This is a genomic window from Subtercola frigoramans (genome assembly GCF_016907385.1).
In the GTDB taxonomy this organism is placed as follows: domain Bacteria; phylum Actinomycetota; class Actinomycetes; order Actinomycetales; family Microbacteriaceae; genus Subtercola; species Subtercola frigoramans.
Window position 1 is genome coordinate 2,382,414 of sequence record NZ_JAFBBU010000001.1, and the last position, 21,266, is coordinate 2,403,679.

21 protein-coding genes are annotated in these 21,266 nt (G+C 63.7%); 2 read left to right on the plus strand and 19 right to left on the minus strand.

Annotation, left to right across the window (positions count from 1 at the left end):
* Positions 1-5: 5 nt before the first annotated feature.
* The 6 genes from JOE66_RS11130 to JOE66_RS11155 form a co-directional block, all read right to left on the minus strand.
* The gene (locus JOE66_RS11130; RefSeq protein WP_205109450.1) at positions 6-959 is read right to left on the minus strand and encodes an SseB family protein; all 954 of its coding nucleotides are present in this window, start codon (positions 957-959) and stop codon (positions 6-8) included.
* 14 nt (positions 960-973) lie between these two features.
* Positions 974-1,714: a bifunctional 1-(5-phosphoribosyl)-5-((5-phosphoribosylamino)methylideneamino)imidazole-4-carboxamide isomerase/phosphoribosylanthranilate isomerase PriA gene (priA, locus tag JOE66_RS11135; RefSeq protein ID WP_205109452.1), complete on the minus strand. Its 741-nt coding sequence runs from the start codon at positions 1,712-1,714 to the stop codon at positions 974-976.
* 81 nt (positions 1,715-1,795) lie between these two features.
* Positions 1,796-2,428, minus strand: a complete 633-nt coding sequence (gene hisH / locus JOE66_RS11140) for an imidazole glycerol phosphate synthase subunit HisH (RefSeq protein ID WP_205109454.1) — start codon at positions 2,426-2,428, stop codon at positions 1,796-1,798.
* The gene (hisB, locus tag JOE66_RS11145; protein WP_205109456.1) at positions 2,425-3,033 is read right to left on the minus strand and encodes an imidazoleglycerol-phosphate dehydratase HisB; all 609 of its coding nucleotides are present in this window, start codon (positions 3,031-3,033) and stop codon (positions 2,425-2,427) included. Before hisB ends, hisH begins: the two co-directional genes overlap by 4 nt.
* A gap of 77 nt (positions 3,034-3,110) precedes the next feature.
* Positions 3,111-4,235 (minus strand): histidinol-phosphate transaminase, encoded by a 1,125-nt coding sequence (locus tag JOE66_RS11150; protein WP_205109458.1) that lies wholly within the window; start codon positions 4,233-4,235, stop codon positions 3,111-3,113.
* 91 nt (positions 4,236-4,326) lie between these two features.
* On the minus strand, positions 4,327-4,701 hold the full coding sequence (locus JOE66_RS11155; RefSeq protein WP_205109460.1) for a LysM peptidoglycan-binding domain-containing protein: 375 nt from the start codon (positions 4,699-4,701) through the stop codon (positions 4,327-4,329).
* A 304-nt stretch (positions 4,702-5,005) separates the two neighbouring features.
* Between JOE66_RS11155 and lexA the strand changes: the two genes are divergently transcribed.
* Positions 5,006-5,671, plus strand: a complete 666-nt coding sequence (gene lexA, locus JOE66_RS11160) for a transcriptional repressor LexA (protein WP_205109462.1) — start codon at positions 5,006-5,008, stop codon at positions 5,669-5,671.
* A 111-nt stretch (positions 5,672-5,782) separates the two neighbouring features.
* On the opposite strand, the gene hflX is transcribed toward lexA, so the two are convergent.
* Positions 5,783-7,402: a GTPase HflX gene (gene hflX, locus JOE66_RS11165; RefSeq protein WP_205109465.1), complete on the minus strand. Its 1,620-nt coding sequence runs from the start codon at positions 7,400-7,402 to the stop codon at positions 5,783-5,785.
* A 40-nt stretch (positions 7,403-7,442) separates the two neighbouring features.
* On the opposite strand from hflX, the gene JOE66_RS11170 reads away from it, so the two are divergent.
* Positions 7,443-8,075: a class I SAM-dependent methyltransferase gene (locus tag JOE66_RS11170; protein ID WP_205109467.1), complete on the plus strand. Its 633-nt coding sequence runs from the start codon at positions 7,443-7,445 to the stop codon at positions 8,073-8,075.
* Positions 8,076-8,167: 92 nt separating this feature from the next.
* On the opposite strand, the gene dapF is transcribed toward JOE66_RS11170, so the two are convergent.
* From dapF to dapA, 12 genes are all read right to left on the minus strand, one after another.
* Entirely contained in the window at positions 8,168-9,049 is an 882-nt protein-coding gene (gene dapF / locus JOE66_RS11175; protein ID WP_205109469.1) for a diaminopimelate epimerase, read from the minus strand.
* Between the two features lie 28 nt (positions 9,050-9,077).
* Positions 9,078-9,998 (minus strand): tRNA (adenosine(37)-N6)-dimethylallyltransferase MiaA, encoded by a 921-nt coding sequence (gene miaA, locus JOE66_RS11180; RefSeq protein ID WP_205109471.1) that lies wholly within the window; start codon positions 9,996-9,998, stop codon positions 9,078-9,080.
* A gap of 18 nt (positions 9,999-10,016) precedes the next feature.
* On the minus strand, positions 10,017-11,606 hold the full coding sequence (gene miaB, locus JOE66_RS11185; RefSeq protein WP_205109473.1) for a tRNA (N6-isopentenyl adenosine(37)-C2)-methylthiotransferase MiaB: 1,590 nt from the start codon (positions 11,604-11,606) through the stop codon (positions 10,017-10,019).
* A gap of 63 nt (positions 11,607-11,669) precedes the next feature.
* Positions 11,670-12,164 carry a regulatory protein RecX gene (locus tag JOE66_RS11190; protein ID WP_205109475.1) on the minus strand — a complete coding sequence of 165 codons (495 nt, stop codon included), beginning with the start codon at positions 12,162-12,164 and terminating at the stop codon, positions 11,670-11,672.
* A 114-nt stretch (positions 12,165-12,278) separates the two neighbouring features.
* Entirely contained in the window at positions 12,279-13,358 is a 1,080-nt protein-coding gene (gene recA, locus JOE66_RS11195) for a recombinase RecA (protein WP_205109477.1), read from the minus strand.
* 373 nt (positions 13,359-13,731) lie between these two features.
* A complete protein-coding gene (locus JOE66_RS11200) occupies positions 13,732-13,956 on the minus strand; it encodes a DUF3046 domain-containing protein (RefSeq protein ID WP_205109479.1) in 225 nt (74 codons plus the stop codon).
* A gap of 3 nt (positions 13,957-13,959) precedes the next feature.
* Positions 13,960-14,268 (minus strand): helix-turn-helix domain-containing protein, encoded by a 309-nt coding sequence (locus JOE66_RS11205; protein WP_205109481.1) that lies wholly within the window; start codon positions 14,266-14,268, stop codon positions 13,960-13,962.
* Positions 14,269-14,443: 175 nt separating this feature from the next.
* Complete coding sequence (locus JOE66_RS11210; protein WP_307827165.1) at positions 14,444-14,938, minus strand: CinA family protein; 495 nt, start codon at positions 14,936-14,938, stop codon at positions 14,444-14,446.
* Positions 14,935-15,528 carry a CDP-diacylglycerol--glycerol-3-phosphate 3-phosphatidyltransferase gene (gene pgsA, locus JOE66_RS11215; protein ID WP_205109483.1) on the minus strand — a complete coding sequence of 198 codons (594 nt, stop codon included), beginning with the start codon at positions 15,526-15,528 and terminating at the stop codon, positions 14,935-14,937. The genes JOE66_RS11210 and pgsA overlap by 4 nt, the downstream gene beginning before the upstream one ends.
* 4 nt (positions 15,529-15,532) lie before the next feature.
* The gene (locus JOE66_RS11220; protein ID WP_205109485.1) at positions 15,533-18,415 is read right to left on the minus strand and encodes a DNA translocase FtsK; all 2,883 of its coding nucleotides are present in this window, start codon (positions 18,413-18,415) and stop codon (positions 15,533-15,535) included.
* Positions 18,416-18,495: 80 nt separating this feature from the next.
* The gene (locus JOE66_RS11225) at positions 18,496-20,172 is read right to left on the minus strand and encodes a ribonuclease J (RefSeq protein WP_205109487.1); all 1,677 of its coding nucleotides are present in this window, start codon (positions 20,170-20,172) and stop codon (positions 18,496-18,498) included.
* 72 nt (positions 20,173-20,244) lie between these two features.
* Positions 20,245-21,252, minus strand: a complete 1,008-nt coding sequence (gene dapA, locus JOE66_RS11230; protein ID WP_307827166.1) for a 4-hydroxy-tetrahydrodipicolinate synthase — start codon at positions 21,250-21,252, stop codon at positions 20,245-20,247.
* Positions 21,253-21,266: the final 14 nt, after the last annotated feature.

Sequence of the window (21,266 nt, forward strand, 5' to 3'; positions counted from 1 at the left end):
GCAGATCAGGCGGCGACAAGTCTGATCGACAAGGAGTCCACTCGATCTGCGATGAGGGTCGACTGGGCCCATCCGTGTTGCAGGCGCGCGAGAAGCTGATCGAGGGCTTCGCGGTCGAGACCCGGAGCCAGCGCGAGAACGACGGTGACCTCGGGGGCGGCCAGCCGGGCATCCGGGTCGCCCTGCGCCAGCGCCACCGAGACCACCGCCGGTTCGCCCACTGCTGCCGCACGGAATTCTGCCAGCAGGGGGAGGGACTCACGATCACCGTGTGGCGCACCCGCGGTTTCGGTGTCGGATTCGGTGTCGGTTTCGATATCGAACGGTGACACCCACGAGGCACCTTGGGCGATGGCCCAGACGGCCGGGCGCCGCACGACGAACTCAGTTACCGATGTCGGATCGATGATGAGCAGATCGGTGCCCTCTACGGCGGCCGAGAGAGCAATCCGTCGGGCTTCGTTGGGCACCGGGCGTGCGGCAGGATTCCATTTCGCCATCGCAGCGACGGAAGTGAAGACCGGCAGCGCGGTGCGGCCGTCGGGAGCCGTCACAGTGACGATCGCGAGTTCCTGGGTCTTGTCGACCGTTCGACCTTGGTGGTCCAGCGCGGTCTGCCCGGCTTGGGCTACGAGCGGCACCAGCAGCCGCGCCGCGCTGACGGCTTCGATGACGGTGGTCTGTGAACGTGGTGGGCGGGGAAGCCCATCCCCGGCACGAAAAGCGCGAATCGCCTCGACCAGGGTGACGGCCTCTTCTTGTTCGTCGTCGACATAGTCACTCGTGCTCGCGTCGAAGGTGCGACCTGCCCACGGCTGGCCCGCCGAGTCTGTGAGAGGTGCACCGCGCTCCGGGTTGGGCGTGGCGTGTGATGGTGGTGTGCCCGTCGAAGGAAGCACCCTGGCACGCTTGCCCTGGCCGGCCGAAGCCGGCTCCTGTTCAGGATGCTCGGGGAGCATGGTCTTCGAACCGGTCAGTCTGACGCGACCGCGAGTGCCTCGACGAGGGTGAAAGCCCCTGCGTAGAGGGCGCGGCCGACGATCGCGCCTTCGAGGCCCTCGGCGACGAGAGCACGCAACTCGACCAGGTCGTCGAGGCTCGAGATTCCGCCGGAGGCGATGACGGGCTTGTCGGTCTTCTGCATGACCTGCTTGAGCAGTTCGACATTCGGGCCTTTGAGCGTGCCGTCCTTGGTGACGTCGGTGACCACATACCGTGCGCAGCCCGCGTCCTCGAGGCGCGCGAGCACCTCCCAGAGGTCTCCCCCGTCTTCCGTCCAGCCGCGCGCCGCCAGCGTCGTACCCCGCACATCGAGGCCGACCGCGATCGCCTCGCCGAATCGCGCGATCGCCTTGGCCGCCCACTCGGGGTTCTCCAGCGCTGCCGTGCCGAGGTTGATGCGCGTGGCACCGCTTTCGAGCGCATGCTCGAGGGACGCGTCGTCGCGGATGCCACCCGAGAGCTCGATCTTGATCCCGGTCGCCTGGGCGATGACTCGGCGGATGACGTCGACATTGTTGCCTCTGCCGAAAGCAGCATCAAGGTCTACAAGATGGATCCACTCTGCTCCCTGCGCGACCCAGTCAGCCGCGGCGTCAGCAGGATCGCCGTGATTGGTCTCGGTTCCGGCCTGGCCCTGGGTCAGGCGCACGGCCTGCCCGTCGGCGATGTCGACTGCAGGCAGGAGAACGAGGGCTGGGGCGGGTGTAGTCATTATCGGGTTCAGGTGCTTTCAGGCTGGGAATGAGGGTGAGGTTCAGTCGAACGAAGCGACAGGCGAATTGGTCGTACCGGGTCAGAGCGTGAGGAGCCAGTTGGACAGGAGCTGCATTCCCGCCTCCCCGGACTTCTCCGGGTGGAACTGGGTGGCTGAAAGGGGGCCGTTCTCCACAGCAGCAATGAACCGGCCACCGTGTTCTGCCCAGGTGACCGACGCGGCGGGAAGCGGAGGCTGTACATCGAGCTCCCAGGTCTGGGCGGCGTTCGAGTGCACGAAATAGAAGCGCTCGTCAGCGATTCCGGCGAAGAGCCTCGATTCCTCCGGCGCGATGACGGTGTTCCACCCCATGTGGGGCAGAACATCCGCCTTCAGCTCGTCGACCGTGCCCGGCCATTCGCCGAGGCCTTCGGTGTCGACCCCGCGCTCGACACCACGACTGAAAAGCACCTGCATGCCGACACAGATGCCCAGCACCGGCCTGCCGCCGGCAAGCCGTTTGTCGATCAGCTCGCCACCACGCACCGACTCCAGCGCACGCATGACGGCGTCGAACGCCCCGACGCCCGGCACGAGCAGACCGTCGGCCTCAGCGACTGCCCGTCGGTCGGCCGTCAGTTCGACCTCGGCTCCGACCCGCTCCAGCGCTTTCACTGCCGAGTGCACGTTGCCGCTGCCGTAGTCGAGCACGACAACTTTGCGAGAGGTCACAGCGCGCCCTTTGTCGACGGAACGCCCGAAACCTGGGGGTCGAGTTGTTTGGCGAAACGGAAGGCCCTGGCGAACGCCTTGAACTCGGCCTCTGCGATGTGGTGCGGATCGCGCCCGCCGAGCACAGTGATGTGCACTGTGAGTCCGGCGTGGAAGGTGATCGCTTCGAAGACGTGGCGAACCATGGAACCGGTGAAGTGGCCGCCGATCAGGTGGAATTCGAACCCTGCAGGCTCACCACTGTGCACCACGAAAGGTCGACCCGAAATGTCGACAACGGCCTGGACCAGCGCCTCGTCGAGCGGCACGAGTGCGTCACCGAACCGCGAGATGCCGCTCTTGTCGCCGAGCGCCTGCCGGATGGCCTGTCCCAGCACAATACCGATGTCTTCGACAGTGTGGTGCACGTCGATGTCGGTGTCGCCGGTAGCCGTCACGGTGAGGTCGGTGAGGGAGTGCTTGGCGAACGCCGTCAGCATGTGGTTGAAGAACGGGACACTGGTGTCGATGTGCGATGTGCCGGTACCGTCGAGGTCCAGTGAGAGCTGGATGCTCGATTCGCTGGTTTTGCGCGTCAGGCTGGCAGTACGGGGTTCTGTCGACATGCGAAAAAGTCTATCGGCCCCGGCCGTTGTCGACCGCGCGTGCGGCGATGGCCGACGCGGCGAGACACTGTCGACCGCTACCGCGAAGGAGTGAGATCTCTCATGGCGTCGAGGAACGCTGTCGTCTCATCTTCGGTACCCGCGCTCACACGAAGGTGCCCGGGGATGCCGAGATCCCTGATGATGATGTCGCGCTCGAGAAGCTGCTCGAACAGTTCATGGGAATCGGGCACTCCCCCGAACAGCACAAAATTCGACGCACTCGGGAAGGGCGTGTAGCCCAATTCACGAAGTGCGTCTTCGATACGGTCGCGCTGCCGCTTGATGTCGTCGACCATGGCCAGCATCTCCGGTGCATGGGCAAGAGCTGCGACCGCTGCCGCCTGTGTCAGTGCAGAGAGGTGGTAGGGCAACCGAACCAGTCTGAGGGCGTCGCTGATGGCCGGAGCCGCCGCCAGGTAACCGAGTCGGGCGCCGGCGAACGCGAACGCCTTGCTCATCGTGCGAGTCACTATCAGTCGGTCACGGCCCGGAAGCAAGGAGAGTGCGGTCGGATCCCCTGCGAGACCGAACTCGGCATACGCCTCATCGACGACCACGATTTTGTCGGTGGCGTCATAGGCGGCGGCAATGGTGTCGAGCGTTATGGCTGTACCCGTCGGGTTGTTGGGGGAACAGAAGAAGACCAGATCGGGATCGGTACGGGTGACCCAGTCGACCGCGGTCTGCGGGGAGATCTCATATCCGGCGTCGCGCTCGCCGGCGATCCACTCCGTTCCGGTTCCTGCAGCGATGATCGAGTGCATCGAATACGTGGGCGGGAATCCGAGCACCGACCTGCCGGGGCCACCGAATGCCTGGAGAATCTGCTGCAGGACCTCGTTCGACCCGTTTGCAGCCCAGATGTTCTCCCGCGTGAGCCCGTGGCCGAGGTAGGAGGCCAGGCTGTCGCGAAGCGCCGGAAACTCCCGATCGGGGTATCGGTTGACCGTGAGGAGCTGAGTGGCCAAGGCTTCGATGATCGAGCGCGCAACGGCCTCAGGAATCGGGTGTGTGTTCTCGTTGACGTTGAGAGCCACCTTGACCTTGAGCTCCGGCGCCCCGTACGGAGTCAGTCCGCGCAGGTCATCTCGGATGGGCAGGTCTGCCAGAGAGAACGGTCTTGGGTCACTGAAATCGCCGTCAGGGCTAGTGGAACTCACGCAACCAATGGTAGCGCGGCGGCCAGATCAGCCTTCGCACGCCCGACCACACCGACGCAGCTACGCGAGCGCTGCGGTGGGTAGTTTCGCGCTACCGCGCGTATTCGCTGGGAAGAGCCAGGCGTTGGCCTTGCTGTACGTCTGACGACGGCAGCTGGTTCAGGCTCTCGATGGCTGCGATCACGTCGCGCGGGTCGCCTGACGGATCGATGCTCTGGGCAATGGACCACAGGCTCTGCCCTGACTGGACCGTGATGTAGGTGAAGGTACTGGACGACTCGTTCGATGTTGCGATTGCGGGGGCACCACCGAACAACGCCAAGGCCGCCAGCGTACCAATGAGCGCCAACGAAGCGACAGTACCGAGGAGGACCCGGCCGCGACGGGTGAGACGGAGGCGGACTCGCACGGGACCGGACAGGGCACGCGGGACGTGAGGGCCTGGTGCGAAATTCAGTGCAGTCATCGTGACCTCCTGGGGTGTATTCGTATGCGACCCTCGGCCGGGAGGGCCGCATACGAAGCTTTGTTCCGAATATATCTTCGATTGTTCGAATAAACAAGCACGAAATGTGCCCCGATTTCGCGACACACTCGAACACCTGTTTGCTCTGGGCTCGGTTTTCGATACAGTTTCGATTGTCGAAAGAAACTTTGAACTTGCCCACTGACAGTGAAACCCCACCCACTGACATTGGGTCGCCGACGAAGATCAACCCGCAGCCAACCGGTGTGCGATGCGACGTCGTATCCGATGAGAGTGAGAGAACATGACAAGCGAACGCGGCGGCACGCGAAGGCGAAAATCACTCAGCGAGAAACAGCTGGCAATCCTCGAAGTGATCTCCGAGGCTGTTAACCAGCAGGGGTATCCGCCGAGCATGCGTGAGATCGGTGACGCTGTCGGGCTCGCTTCCCTCTCGAGCGTGACGCACCAGTTGAATCAGCTCGAGTTGAGCGGATACCTTCGCCGTGACCCGAACCGGCCGCGCGCGCTCGAGATCCTCATCGACATTCCGAAGAGTGACAGCGTTGCCACCGACTCATCGACGCCCCACGGCGATGTGGCACTGGTGCCGATGGTCGGCCGCATCGCGGCGGGTATCCCCATCACCGCCGAACAACAGGTGGAGGAGATCTATCCACTCCCCCGCCAGCTCGTGGGCAAAGGTGAGCTCTTCATGTTGAAGGTGGTTGGCGAGTCGATGATCGACGCAGCGATCTGCGACGGTGACTGGGTCGTTGTTCGAACCCAGAAGACAGCGGAGAACGGCGACATCGTTGCTGCCATGCTCGACGACGAGGCCACGGTGAAGGTCTTCCGTCAGCGAGATGGCCACACCTGGCTGTTGCCCCGCAATTCGAATTTCGAACCCATCCTCGGCGATTTCGCCACCGTTCTGGGCAAAGTCGTCGCAGTGCTGCGTTCGGTCTAGGCGCACAGCCCCCGCTTTCGAAGGCAACGTTTTCGAGAACAGCGAGGCGGCCAATGGCCGTTCTGCCCGAAGTCTCCCTGTTCGGGAGCATTCGGGCAGAGTGGCTCGCCGTCAGGCCTGCGACGACCGAACGGAATCGACGCTGAATTCCAGGAGCTGCGCCTCGAATTCAGGGGTGACCATCGCGTGCACGTGGGTTCCACCTTCTTCGTACTCGGTGCTCAGCACGGTACTGTGCTGGTGCATCTGTGACACCAGATCACCCCTGTCGTAGGGAATCAGCACGTCGACCTCGACCGATGGCGTCGGCAGTAGAGCATCGATCGCAGCGAGGAGTTCATCGATGCCCTCACCGGTGCGTGCCGAGACGAACATCGAATGGGGCTCGAGGCCCCGAAGCACGATCCGGTCACTCTCAGAGATGAGATCGCTCTTGTTGAAGACGACCAGCTCAGGAATACCTCTGGCTCCCGCCTCGCCGATCACGTCGCGCACAGTGGTGAGCTGGCTCGCGGGGTCAGGATGCGAACCGTCGACGACATGCACGATGACGTCTGCATCGGCAACCTCTTCGAGAGTGGAGCGGAATGCTTCGACGAGTTGCGTGGGAAGACTCCGCACGAAGCCCACAGTGTCGACGAAGGTGAACTCGCGGCCGTCAGCGGTCTGCGTGCGACGAACCGTCGCATCCAGCGTGGCGAACAGAGCGTTCTCGACCAGCAGGCCGGCGCCGGTGATGCGGTTCAGCAACGACGACTTGCCAGCGTTCGTGTACCCGGCGATCGCAACAGACGGCACGGTGTTGCGCTTGCGGTTGGCCCTCTTGGCGTCGCGCGCAGGCTTCATCGCCGCGATCTGCTTTCGCAACCTGGACATGCGGGTATGGATGCGGCGGCGATCCAGTTCGATCTTCGTTTCACCGGGGCCACGTGAGCCCATTCCGGCACCCGCACCACCGACCTGGCCACCGGCCTGGCGCGACATCGAGTCACCCCAGCCTCGCAGGCGAGGCAGGAGGTACTCGAGCTGCGCGAGTTCGACCTGCGCCTTGCCCTCGCGGCTCTTGGCGTGCTGGCTGAAGATGTCGAGGATGACGGCAGTGCGGTCGATCACTTTCACCTTGACGATGTCTTCGAGTGCACGCCGCTGGCTCGGCGCAAGCTCGCTGTCGGCGATCACCGTATCGGCGCCCAGCGCCTGGACGACCGCGCGTAGTTCTTCTGCCTTGCCCTTGCCGAAGTACGTGCTCGGATCGGGAGTCGCCCGGCGCTGCAACAGACCGTCGAGAACGGCGGCTCCGGCTGTCTCGGCGAGAGCGGCGAGTTCGTGCAGCGAGTTCTCTGCATCGGTCAGCGTGCCCTGCGTGTACACACCGATCAACACGACGTTCTCGAGGCGCAGCTGGCGGTATTCGACCTCAGTGACGTCTTCGAGCTCGGTCGAGAGCCCGGCGACCCGGCGAAGCGCCTGCCTGTCGGCGAGGTCATACTGGTCACCATCGTGATTCTCGCGCACGCTCATCGCGTCATCGCGTTGCAACGCCTGGGCGCTGCCGGGAGTGAAGAGTGCGTAGCCTGAGGAGCGGGCACCTGCGCGCGCCAGAACGCGGCCCACAGCATCCTGAGCCGGGGTCTCTGACCCGCTGGGCGTTTTGGCTTCTTCGGTCGAGTCGGTGGTGGTTCTGCCGTGTGGAGCCGTTTCATCGGCCGAAACTGAATCGTGTTCAAACATTACGTTCAAGACTAGCCCTCTCATTTGCTACATTCCCTGTATGGCTACGGACAATGGGCACTACTTCTCAGCTCGCCCAGCGATCGAACTCAGGCTCAAAGAAGTGCCGGTCACCATCGCCGGCCACTCGTTCCTCGCGACGACCGCCGGGGGCGTCTTCAGCCCTGACCGAGTGGATGCTGGCACCCAGGTTCTTCTCGCAAACACTCCGGCGCCGCCGCCCGGTGGCAACCTTCTCGACATCGGCTGTGGGTGGGGCCCGATCTCGCTCGCGCTGGCCCAGCACTCACCCCGCGCGACGGTGTGGGCCGTCGACGTCAACGAGCGTGCGCTCGACCTGGTGCGAACCAACGCCGCAAAACTCGGCCTCACCAACATCAACGCTGTACTGCCCGACGATGTTCCCGCCGACCTGCTCTTCATGACCATCTGGTCGAACCCGCCCATCAGAGTGGGCAAGGACGAGCTTCACGCTTTGTTGCTCCGGTGGTTGCCGCGCCTGGATCCCGGCTCCGATGCCTGGCTTGTGGTGCAACGCAATCTCGGTTCAGATTCGCTGCACCGATGGCTCGAGGGAGCCCTGCCTGCCGGGTTCAGCGTGACCCGCACCGCCACCAGCAAGGGGTACCGGGTGCTGCGTGCTCGCTTGCACGCCTCGCCGTTGGTGGAGTAGACCGCTCCACAGGGGGCGTCTGAAATCAGGCCTGTGCGCAGGCTTCACCGGTCGGTGTCAGCCTCATCAGTCGTAGCGCTGTCGCGCCAGCGTCAGGCGAGCGTCACGTCGCCCTCGTAGACCAGTTCTGCCGGGCCAGACAACGCGACATGCTCGCCGTCTTCTGTGGCGTACATGCGCACGCCCACGGCTCCACCCGGCACCTCGACGCGCCACTGGTTCGGCGCACCGACTCCTGCCCAGTGTCTGATCGCCAGGGCTGCAGCGACGGCACCCGTGCCGCAGGAGAGCGTTTCACCGCTGCCGCGCTCGTGCACGCGCATGCGGATGTGACCGACGCCATTCCTGACGAGCGGTTCAAGCGGCACAACGAATTCGATGTTCGCACCTTCTGTGGGCTCGGGGTCGAGCTGCGGCACGTACGTCAGGTCGGCCGACTCCAGCTCGTCTTCGTCGACCAGCGCGACAACAACGTGAGGGTTGCCCACATTGATTCCCAGGCCCGGGCGAGCCACCTGGAGGTTCTTCGCCCGCACGAGGGGCTCACCGCCTTCGAGCCGCCAGCGCCCCAGATCGGCCTGGAAGCCCGTGAGGTTCCGCTGCACGTCGATGACACCCGCTCGCGTGCCGACGACGAAGGTGTCCCCCGACTCGAGCGCGGCCAGACCACTCTCGAGCAGATATTTCGTGAAGACCCGAATGCCGTTTCCACACATCTCGGCGACAGATCCGTCTGCGTTGTAGTAGTCCATGAACCACTCCGCGGCGTCGTCGGCCGCCAGCGCTGCGGCACCCGCCGGAATGTTCTGCGACTTCACGGCTCTGATCAGTCCGTCTGCGCCGATACCGAAGTGACGGTCACAGAGAGAGGCGATCTGCGCGGGCGTCAGGTCGATGAGGCCGTCAGGGTCGGAGAACAGAACGAAGTCGTTGCCGGTGCCCTGGCCTTTGGTGAAGTGCAGATCTAAAGCCATGTGACAAGCCTATGCGCACTGAGCGCTGCTAGATGCCTATCGCTGCTTCGGCATTCCTGAGCAGATTTGGGTCGTCGGCATCGAGCCAGACGGCATCCCGATATCGCCGGAACCAGCTGACCTGGCGACGCGCATAGCGACGAGTGAGGGCCTGCGCATCGGCGATCGCCTCCTCTTGTGACAGCGTGCCGTGCAGTTGCGCCAATGCCTGGGCGTAGCCGATCGCACGGCTGGCCGTGACACCCTGTTCCAGCCCGTGTGGCACCAGTGCTTCGACCTCATCGACCAGACCCTTGGCCCACATCTTCTCCACGCGCCGATCGAGCCGCTCCACCAGCAGATCGCGCGGATGACGTAGAGCCAGGATTGTCGAAGGTCGCCACGCAACGGGCTGGTCAGGGAGCTGGCCGCTCACCGGAACGCCCGTGAGTTCGATGACTTCGAGGGCGCGCACGATCCGTCGGCCGTTGTGCTGGCCGATCGCCGACGCTGATTCTGGGTCGGCTTCTACGAGACGGCGGTAGAGCATCCCGATGCCGTTGTCTGCAAGGTCCTGTTCCAAGCGGGCTCGGACCCGCGCGTCTCGCACAGGGAACTGGAAGTCGAAGATGACTGAGGAGACATAGAGGCCACTGCCGCCTACCAGAATCGGCACAGCGTGGCGTTCGAGCACGCCTTCGATTGCAGCGCGAGCGTCAGCCTGGTAGGCCGCGACAGAGCCCTCGGCAGTCACGTCGAGAACGTCGAGCATGTGGTGGGGAATTCCGCGTCGCTCGTCGAGCGACAGCTTGGCGGTGCCGATGTCCATTCCGCGATAGAGCTGCATCGCATCGGCGTTGATGATCTCGGCGCTCTGACCGGCCGCGGCGAGTCGTTCGGCTATGTCGAGGGAGAGCTCTGACTTGCCGGTTCCGGTCGCTCCGACGACGGCGATGATGTCTGTGGCCATCGAAACGGGCCGCCTCCGCTAGCGCAGTCCGTCGGAGTCGTCGTAGATCGGAGTTGTCGAGACCCGGAGCGTCGGGAGTCCAAGCGAAACCCGAGCCGTGACGCCGGACCCGTCTGCCACTGACGTAGGCGTCGGCACTTCACAGGAATCAGACTGGTCCCGCTCGAACGCGTCACCCGCGCGTGTGCGGCGGACCGCCAGAGGAACACCATCGAGCGAGTCAGCGATGAGGTAATAGGGCTTCGCTCCGGTCACAACGACGGAGACGATATCTCCCGGGCGTGGCACCGATGATCCTTCGGGGACGTCGAAATGCACAAGCCGGCTGTCTTCGGCACGGCCACTCATTCGGTGGGTGTCAGCGTCTTTGCGGCCCTCACCGTTCGCAACGAGGAGGTCGACACGGCGGCCGACGACCTTCTCGTTCTCCTCCCAGGCGATGCGGTCCTGAAGTGCCATCAGACGTTCGTATCGTTCCTGCACGACCGCTTTGGGCACCTGGTCAGGCATGGTTGCTGCAGGCGTGCCGGGACGGATCGAGTATTGGAAGGTGAATGCCGTGGCGAAACGGGCCTGCTCGACGACACGAAGGGTGTCCTGGAAGTCCGCTTCCGTCTCTCCCGGGAATCCGACGATGATGTCCGTGCTGATCGCTGCGTGAGGCATGCGCTTCCGTACGCGATCAAGAATTCCGAGGAACTTCGCTGAGCGGTACGACCGCTTCATCGCTTTCAGAATGCGATCCGAACCGGACTGCAACGGCATGTGCAATTGAGGCATCACCGAGGGTGTCTCGGCCATCGCGTCGATCACATCGTCGGTGAAGGCCGCGGGGTGAGGGCTCGTGAAACGGATGCGTTCGAGCCCGGGAATCTCGCCTGCGGCACGCAGCAGCTTGCTGAATGCCTGACGATCGCCGAACTCCACGCCGTACGAGTTCACGTTCTGGCCGAGGAGCGTCACTTCGATGGCGCCATCGTCGACGAGCAACTGGATCTCCTGCAGGATCTCGCCCGGGCGTCGGTCTTTCTCCTTGCCCCGGAGTGCTGGCACGATACAGAAGGTGCAGGTGTTGTTGCAGCCGACAGAGATCGACACCCAGCCGCTGTAGCTCGAGTCGCGTTTCGTGGGCAATGTGGACGGGAAGGTCTCCAGGGAATCCAGAATCTCGAGCTGGGCCTCGCCGTTGTGCCGTGCACGCTCGAGCAGGCTCGGCAGGGCACCCATGTTGTGAGTGCCGAAGACGACATCGACCCAGGGCGCCTTCGACAGGATGACCGACTTGTCCTTCTGGGCCAGACACCCACCCACGGCGATCTGCATGCCTTCGTGGCGCTTCTTCACCGACGCGAGGTACCCGAGGTTGCCGTAGAGCTTGTTGTCGGCATTCTCACGCACGGCGCAGGTGTTGATCACCACGACGTCGGCCTCACCGGACTCTGCCCGGATGTACCCTGCCGCCTCCAGCGATCCACTGAGCCGCTCAGAGTCGTGCACGTTCATCTGGCAGCCGTACGTGCGCACCTCGTAGGTGCGGGCGTGACCCGCATCGTCCACCGCCGCCGACGACGGGAGGATGATCGTGGGGGCCTCAGTCATGCTGCTCATAGTGGATCAAGTCTACGGTCGACACGACGGCGTGGGCCCTTCGAGCCCATGCCGGACGTGGTGCTATCGGAATCTGACCCCGCGCGGTTGAGGCTCGAGTGCAGCCTTCACCGCAGTGCGGATGATTCCCGAGGGATAACCCTTGCGCATGAGGAACGAGGTCAGTCGCCGCTCAGCCGTCGCAGCATCGAGCCTGGCAAGCGAGGGCGCACGCTTCTCGGCAAGTTCTGTTGCTCGCTGAAGTTCGTCATCATCGTCAAGCGCCCCGAGCGAGGCTGTGATGATCTCGGGTTGGACACGCCTGGCAGCAAGCTCGCTCTTGATCTGCGATCGCCCATATCCCTTACGGCGATGCAGTGATTCGACGAGGTTCTCGGCCAGGTCGACGTCGTCGACGTATCGATTGGCACGATAGCGATCGAGGAAGACCTCGAACTCGGACTCGTCTACTCCGTTTGCCGCGAGCAGCTTCGTCACCTCCCACTCAGAGAGGGCTTTGCGAGCAAGCGCTCGCACGACGACATTCTCGAGGAATGCTTCGCGCTCACCCTCACTCATGGGCGCCTCTCGCGGCTCAACTGTGTCGGCTGAGTCACCCGCCACACCGTCAGTTGCGTCAGCAGGAGCACCAGGGAGGACCCCCGGGAGGTAGCTCACCCGCGCCGTCACAGCCTACGCACCCTTTCGTGCGGCGATCTTCGGAGCCAGAGGCTCGACATTATTTGCACCGGCCGCCACCTTGGGGGCATTCGGGTCGTCGAGAAGCCCAAGCTTCATTTTGATCTTGTTCTCGATGTCGAGGGCCACATCGGGGTTCTCCTTCAGGAACCGACGGGAGTTCTCTTTACCCTGCCCGAGTTGCTCACCGTCGTAGGTGTACCAGGCGCCGGACTTGCGCACGATCTCGTGCTCAACACCGAAGTCGATGAGGCTACCCTCGCGTGAGATGCCGATTCCGTAGATGATGTCGAACTCGGCCTGTTTGAAGGGCGGAGCCATCTTGTTCTTGACGACCTTGACGCGCGTACGGTTACCGACCGCCTCTGTACCCTCTTTGAGCGTCTCGATGCGACGGATGTCGAGGCGAATGGACGCGTAGAACTTGAGCGCCTTACCGCCGGCGGTCGTCTCGGGACTACCGAAGAAGACGCCGATCTTCTCGCGCAGCTGGTTGATGAAGATCATCGTGGTGTTGGTCTGGTTGAGGCCACCAGTGAGTTTGCGGAGAGCCTGGGACATGAGCCTGGCCTGCAAGCCGACGTGCGAGTCGCCCATCTCACCTTCGATCTCTGCACGGGGCACCAGCGCAGCGACCGAGTCGATCACGATGAGGTCGATCGATCCGGATCGCACAAGCATGTCTGCGATCTCGAGGGCCTGTTCACCGGTGTCGGGCTGCGAGACGAGGAGAGCATCGATGTCGACCCCGAGCTTCTTTGCGTATTCGGGATCGAGGGCATGCTCTGCATCGATGAAGGCGGCGATACCACCACCTCGCTGCGCGTTCGCGATCGCGTGGAGTGTGAGCGTGGTCTTACCCGACGACTCCGGCCCGTAGATCTCAACGATTCGTCCGCGGGGAAGCCCGCCGATGCCGAGCGCGACGTCGAGGGCGATGGAGCCCGTCGGAATGACTTCGACAGGGGCGCGTTCGTCGCTGCCGAGCCGCATCACCGACCCCTTGCCGAACTGGCGGTCGATCTGGGCGAGTGCTGTTTCGAGAGCTTTCTCACGAGAGGCGTCTGAGGGCATTGCGGTCTCCTTCAATCAGTTGCTCGCCTGACCCAGGATTCGTTTGGATCTGCGCCGCGATCGGTGTGCCTGTAGGCTGTCGCGCTCGGCTCTCACACCCCTTCGAGGGGGTTTGATGCTGCTGACGACAAGGCGATTTCGCTGGTCTTTCGTACATTCACCACGCTAGGCAGTGCCACCGACATCGCTGCCGCGGACAGGCCATTCTGTGGAGAACGCATGAAGAAACCGTGCTGTGTAGGAGACTAGCAAGATCCGAACATATCTTCGACAAAGATTGACGGCGTGTTGGATTCATCGAACATCCAGACGAACGAAAGCTCACTCGCCAGTAGCGTCGCAAACACCAGGGGGTGCGTGCGCATTCGTGGGTCTAGATGCGGGGTTGTGGCAGGCCAGCACCGTGCCAGCGGGACTTCGGCACATCGGCTGCGCGACAGAGAGCCAGCCAGACCTCACGGGCGTCCGCGCCCCTGGAGATGGCTTCGTCTGCGGTACGCCCGTCGAACTCACTCAGAGCGAGATCGTTCGTAACGACCCTTCCAAAGCCAGGGCCGAACTCATCGAGCACGGCCTGACGGAATTCACTCAGTCTCACCGCTTAGCGAGCAACCAGTCCGGCATCGAATCCTGCAACGAATTCATCGGGCACCGTGTCGGGGATCGTGTCGATGCCCTCAATGACAGCCAGCCGGTCGCCGACCTCGCGCATGATGACGGAGATGGGCGTGTCGAGCGCCTCGGCCACCGAAGCGAGAATTTCGCTCGAAGCTTCTTTCTGGCCGCGCTCGACCTCACTGAGGTAACCGAGGGCGACACTGGCTTTACTTGCCACCTGGCGAAGGGTGCGGCCCTTCTGAAGACGGAAGTCCCGCAGCACGTCGCCGATCTCTTGGCGAACTAAAATCATTGGAGCCTCCTTGCGTGTGTGTCTTCGGTGAGTTGTTCGTGGTGCACTAACAATACGGTGGCTTCGACAGCCGAGGTACCGTTCCACAAACTCTAAACGAACAACACTGGACTTTCGGTGTTAACGACACCAGGTGTAACGAGATCGAAACCTGAGTCATTCCCGCGCAACATGGCTAGAAGCGCGCACTCAGGATTCGCACAGCTTCACTGACAGCTCCGGCTCGAATCCTGTCCCGACCACCGTCGAGGTGCAGAGCGACGCTCCAGGTCTTGTCACCCAGGGAGAGACCGACGAAGACGGTGCCCTCAGGGTGTCCGTCGGCCGGGCCCGGGCCGGCCACCCCGGTTGTCGAGATACCGATCGAGGCAGCAGAACCGTCCACAGCCAACGCGTATCGCACTCCCTCAGCCATCTGCTCGGCGACTTCCGGATGCACGGGGCCCTGTGTTCGCAGGAGGTTCGCGTCGACCCCCAGCACTGACGCCTTGATCGCTGTGTTGTAGGCCACCACTCCCCCGAGAACGACGTTCGACGCACCGGCGGGCCTGATGAGTTCAGCCACGAGGAGACCCCCAGTGAGGGACTCAGCAACAGCAACCGTCTCGCCGCGTCGAGTGAGTTCTGCGATCAAGGCTGCGGTCAGGTCGATCTCGTCGCCGTCGGTCACTGCTTCTTGGCCTTGTTGAGCTTGTGGTCCTGCACCAGATAATCGAGTCCGGTCACCACGGTCAGCACGAAGGCGATCGACATGAAGACCAGGTTCACCACGTTCACCCAGTCGCCGAGGAGCGAGGCGAAGGGGAACAGGGCAAGCGAGATGGCGATCGACTGTGCGAGAGTCTTCAGCTTGCCGCCACGGGATGCCGGGATCACGCGGCTCTTGATGACAGCGAAGCGCCAGACCGTGATGCCCACCTCACGCACGAGGATGATGATGGTCACCCACCAGGGCAATTCGCCGAGGATCGACAGGCCGACCAACGCACCGCCGGTGAGCACCTTGTCGGCGATGGGATCGAGGATCTTTCCGAGGTCGGTGACCTGGTTGTTCTTGCGGGCGAGATGACCGTCGACACCGTCGGTCGCGATCGCCAGCACGAAGAGGATCGCCGCGAGGTAGCGCAGCAGCCCGTTCGCGCCATTGTCGGCCAGGAGCATCCAGATGAACAGAGGCGCCAGCAGGATGCGCACGACCGTGATCGCGTTCGGCAGGTTCCAGTTGCTGGGCTTGGCGGGAGTCTCGGGTGAAACGGTCATGGTGCTACTCTCTGCCGGTGAGGCCCCACGCGTCTTCGTCGGAAGTCGCCTCTTCTTCAGGATACCCGTCACCGGGTGCGGCGAGAGGGTCGGCATACGTCATGCCGGAGGGCGCGGAGGAGGCCGATGACGAGCCCGCCGCCGACATGCCGCGAGGGTCGATCGTGGAAGAAGGTGCGGCCGCAGCATCCGACCCGCGCAGCATGGCGAGAACCTCGGGCAGCTGCTCTGCCGTGACCAGCACATCGCGCGCCTTCGATCCCTCTGACGGGCCGACGATCTCGCGCGATTCGAGCAGGTCCATGAGGCGCCCGGCCTTGGCGAAACCGACCTTGAGCTTGCGCTGGAGCATCGACGTCGAGCCGAACTGGGTGTTGACGATGAGTTCGGCTGCCTGAAGGAGCACTTCGAGGTCATCACCGATGTCGGAATCGATCTGCTTCGACACTGCAGCCACCGTGACGTCGTTGCGATAGTCGGGCCGCGCCTGGCGCGTCACATGCTGAACGACCTTCTCGATCTCACTCTCGCTGACCCAGGCACCCTGCACGCGGATCGACTTCGAGGCGCCCATCGGCAGGAACAATGCGTCACCCTGCCCGATGAGCTTGTCAGCACCCGGCTGGTCGAGGATGACCCGCGAATCCGTCACGCTGGTGACGGCGAACGCGAGACGCGAGGGCACGTTGGCCTTGATCAGCCCGGTCACGACGTCGACGCTCGGGCGCTGGGTCGCGAGCACAAGGTGGATTCCGGATGCCCGGGCCAACTGCGTGATGCGAACGATCGAGTCTTCGACATCGCGCGGTGCCACCATCATGAGGTCGGCGAGTTCGTCGACCACCACGAGCAGGTACGGGTAGGGCTTCAGCACACGATGGCTGCCTGCAGGAAGCACGATCTCGTTGTTGACCACGGCGCGATTGAAGTCGTCGATGTGCCGAAACCCGAAGCTCTCGAGGTCGTCGTAGCGCATGTCCATCTCTTTGACGACCCAGGCGAGCGCTTCAGCAGCCTTCTTCGGGTTCGTGATGATGGGCGTGATGAGGTGTGGAACGCCCTGGTAGGCGGTGAGCTCCACGCGCTTGGGGTCGATCAGCACCATGCGGACCTCGGCGGGCGTCGCACGCATCAGGATGCTCGTGACCATCGAGTTCACAAAGCTCGACTTGCCCGAACCGGTCGAGCCAGCGACGAGCAAGTGGGGCATCTTCGCGAGGTTGGCGATGATGAACTTGCCTTCGACGTCTTTGCCGACGCCGATCGTCATCGGGTGCACGTCGTTCGTCGCCTTGGCCGAGCGCAGCACGTCGCCGAGCACGACGATCTCTCGGTCGGTGTTCGGAATCTCGACCCCAATGGCACTGCGCCCCGGAATGGGCGAGAGGATACGCACCTCGTTGCTCGCGACGGCATACGAGAGGTTCTTGCTGAGTGCGGTGACACGCTCGACCTTCACGCCCGGGCCGAGTTCTATCTCGTACCGCGTGACGGTGGGGCCCCGTGAGAAGCCGGTGACCTTCGCGTCGACCTGGAACTGCTGAAGAACGTTGGTGATCGCGGCAACGATGTCGTCGTTGGCCTGCGATCGTGCCTTGGAGGGCTCGCCGAGCGCCAGGCTGGCGGCCGGCGGCAACGAGTAGTTGAGCTGCTCGAGCTCCTTCACGTCTGCCAACGGTACGAAGACGTCGCCCACGGTGTCGGCCGCTCCCGCAGCACCCGGCTCCATGCCGAAGAGCACTCCGGTGAACGATGCCGTGTCGGTGGCCGCATCGTCACGGATGCCCGTGGCCGACTTGGAGCCCGGCAGGATCTCTCCCGTGAAGCGCTTGACCGCCTGTTCCGCCGCCTCCATGTCGCCCAGGAGCGAGGCGCCGAAGCTGGCCGTGCTGTCGATGACCTCAGTGGGAGGAGTTCTGTCTTCGATGAACGTTCGGTCGACGACGGTGGGGTTGACAGTCGTTGTCGGGATGATCGGGCTGTCGAACGCCGGATCTTCTTCGCGCTGCGTCTTGTTGCGGCGCCACCACGGCAGCGCCTCGTCGACGTCTTCGAAGTCGAGTTGCAGGTCACCGGTCTGGGCGGTTCCCGACGCAGTGGACGTGGACGACTTCGCGGTCTTCGTCTCACCCGCATCGGGTGCCTCGCCGAACGCCGCACCGAACAGGTACGAGTAGAGCTCCTTCGAGCGCACACCGACCTTGTTCGGCGGTGTCTTCGTGATGATGAAGAGGGAGAGAAGGAGGAGGAGCGACACGATGATCGTCGCGCCGACCGAGGTCGTCACAAGGATCAGGGGCGCCGCGAGCACCCAGCCGAGCACTCCTCCCGCGTCTGCGAGCTTCTCGATTCCCTCACCGGGTGAGGGCTGCGGACTGAAGATGTGGCAGAGCGCCGAAACGGTGAGCAACAGGATGCCGAGGCCAATGCCGATTCGGCCGTTGTCGTTGACCGAATTCGGGTGGCGGAACAACCAGATCGACAGGAGCAGCATCACGACGGGCAGCGCATAGGCCACCCGCCCGAACAGGCCGCCGAAGGTGTAGGCGTCGAGCAGGTTCGCGACGGGGTTGGCCACGAGGAACCACTCGATGATCGCCCCGGCGACGGCCAGCAGGAACAGCAGGAAAGGGAACCCGTCCCGGCGTTCGTCTTTAGCCAGCTCCTCGTGCCCGAACGCGCGTGCGGCGCCACCGGTGAGGTGCGCGAGGCCGAGGTACATCCTGGCGAACGGGCCGGGGCCCTGATCATCCGCCGGGAACTTCAGCGTCTTCTGCACAGTCGTCGGCGCCGTTTTCGCGGGCGTCTTGCGCGAGCCCGTTGCCGCCGAATCGCGCGTGCCAGAAGCACCGCGGGCGCGGGAGTTCGACCTGGTACTCGTAGCCATGCGTCCACGCTACTGTCCGCCCCGCACGGAACGCCGTTAGCCGCTCCGTGCGCGCCGAAAAGTCACGTAGATCGAGCGAACTACGCCTCGATGACGACCGGCACGATCATGGGTCGGCGACGGAAGGAGGTGTTCACCCAGCGACCGACTGTGCGGCGCACGACCTGCTGCAGGGCATGCGTGTCGCGGGTGCCATTGCCCACAGCTTCGGCCAGAGCCGCAGCGATCTTCGGCTTGACCTTGTCGAAGACGACGTCGCCCTCGGCGAAGCCCTTGGCGTGGATCTCCGGCCCGACGATGATGCGGCCCGTATTCGCCTCGATGACGACGATGATCGAGATGAATCCCTCTTCGCCGAGGATTCGGCGGTCTTTGAGGTCGTCATCGGTGATCTCGCCCACGCTGTTGCCGTCGACGTAGACAAAGCCGAGGTCATACTGGCCGACGATGGTGGCGACACCGTCTTTGAGGTCGACGACGGTGCCATCATCCGCCAGGATCGTGTTGGCCTCCGGAACACCGGTCTCGATGGCGAGCTGCGCGTTCGCCACCAGGTGCCGGTACTCGCCGTGAACCGGCATGACGTTCTTCGGCTTCAGGATGTTGTAGCAGTAGAGCAACTCCCCCGCGGCAGCGTGACCCGAGACGTGCACTTTGGCGTTGCCCTTGTGCACAACGGTCGCACCGAGCTTAGTGAGGCCATTGATCACGCGGTACACAGCATTCTCGTTGCCGGGGATGAGCGACGACGCCAGGATGACCGTGTCACCGGGCCCGACCTCGATCTGGTGCTCGAGGTTGGCCATCCGCGACAAGACGGCCATTGGCTCACCCTGCGAACCGGTCGACATGTAGACGATCTTGTCGTCGGGGATGTCGCCGGCCTTCTTGAAGTCCACCAGCACGCCGTCAGGAACCTTGAGGTAACCGAGTTCGGCGGCGATACCCATGTTTCGGACCATGGAGCGGCCCAGAAGCGCCACGCGGCGCCCGTTCGCGTGTGCTGCATCGAGAACCTGCTGCACACGGTGCACGTGGGACGAGAAGCTGGCGACGATGACCCGGCGGGGAGCCTTGGCGATCACGTTCTCGAGCACGGGCCCGATGGTGCGCTCAGAGGGCGTGAACCCAGGAACGTCGGCGTTGGTGGAGTCGACCAGGAACAGGTCCACTCCGGCTTCACCGAGGCGTGCGAAGGCCCGCAGGTCGGTGATCCGGTCGTCCAGCGGCAGTTGGTCCATCTTGAAGTCGCCGGTATGGAGCACAACACCGGCAACCGTCTTGATGGCGACAGCCAGGGCATCCGGAATCGAGTGGTTCACCGCCACGAACTCGAGCTCGAACGGGCCCATCTGCTCGGTCTGGCCCTCCTTCACCTGGTAGGTGTACGGCTTGATGCGGTGCTCCTTGAGCTTCGCCTCGACAAGCGCGAGGGTGAGGCCGGAGCCGATGAGGGGGATGTCGTTCTTGTGGCGCAGAAGGTACGGCACGGCACCGATGTGGTCTTCGTGGCCGTGGGTCAGCACGATGCCGACGACGTCGTTCAAGCGGTCGCGGACGAGCGAGAAGTCCGGCAGAATCAGGTCGACACCGGGCTGGGTCTCTTCAGGGAAGAGCACGCCGCAGTCGACGATCAACAGCTTGCCGTTGATCTCGAAGACGGTCATGTTTCGACCGATCTCGCCGAGACCGCCGATCGGGGTGATCCTGAGGGTGTCCGGCTTCAGGGCCAGGGGTTCGTATACGGCGTTGGGCATATGCCCTCCTAGAGGGTATTCGGCTCCCATACGGCAGGCGCATGAGGGCTCAGGGGATGAGAAAGCCGCGTTCTAGCGGGTCGTACCAGGTATTTTGGGCAGCGCTCCGCCTGCGGCGGCGTTGCGGTCGGGACGGAAATTGGTGAACGAGAGCCCTGGAATGGTGCGCACAAGATCGATTTCGTCTTCGATCTTCGCGGCCTCCCACTCTTCTGGGCCGACGAGCGGGAGTCGCACCCGCGGGCTCGAGATGCGACCGAGTCCGTGGAGGATGTACTTGACGGCGACGGTGCCGGGCACGTGGGTCATCGTCGCGCGAACCAGGGGCTCGAGCGCCTTGTGCATCGCGGTTGCCGTGGCGAGGTCGCCTGCGTTCACGGCATCGATCATGATGCGGTACGGCCGGGCGGCGATGTTGTTCGTCACGCCGATGAGGCCGGTTGCGCCGATCGCGAGGTGCGGCAGAACGTTCGAGTCATCGCCTGAGAAGTACAGCAGATCGGTCTGGTTGAGCACTCGGCTGACCTCGCTGAAGTCGCCTTTGGCGTCTTTGATGGCGAGGATGTTCGGGTGCTTCGCCGCCCGGAGAATGGTGTCGTAGCTGATTGGGATGCCCGTGCGACCGGGAATGTCGTACAGGATGACCGGCAGATCGGTCGCGTCGGCGATCATGCGGAAGTGCGTGAGCACGCCGGCCTGTGTGGGCTTGTTGTAGTAGGGCGTGACAACCAGGTTGCCGTCGGCGCCGGCTTTCTCGCTCTGCTTGGCCAGCTGCATGGCGTGCGCGGTCTCGTTCGAGCCACCGCCGGTGATGATCTTCGCGCGACCGTCGGCAACAGACTTGCCAACCTCGACAAGCCGGACCTTCTCTGCGTCGGTGAGGGTCGATGTCTCGCCGGTGGTGCCCGTGACGACGATGCCATCGGCTCCATCGGCGATCACGTTGTCGATGAGCTTCTCCACGCTCGCCCAGTCGACTTCGCCGTCGGCAGTGAACGGGGTCACCAGGGCGACCAGCACCTGCCCGAAGGGATTCTCGGCCGGAGCGGGAGTGGAGGGGATTTCAGACGAAGGAGCCACGTTGACAGAGTACC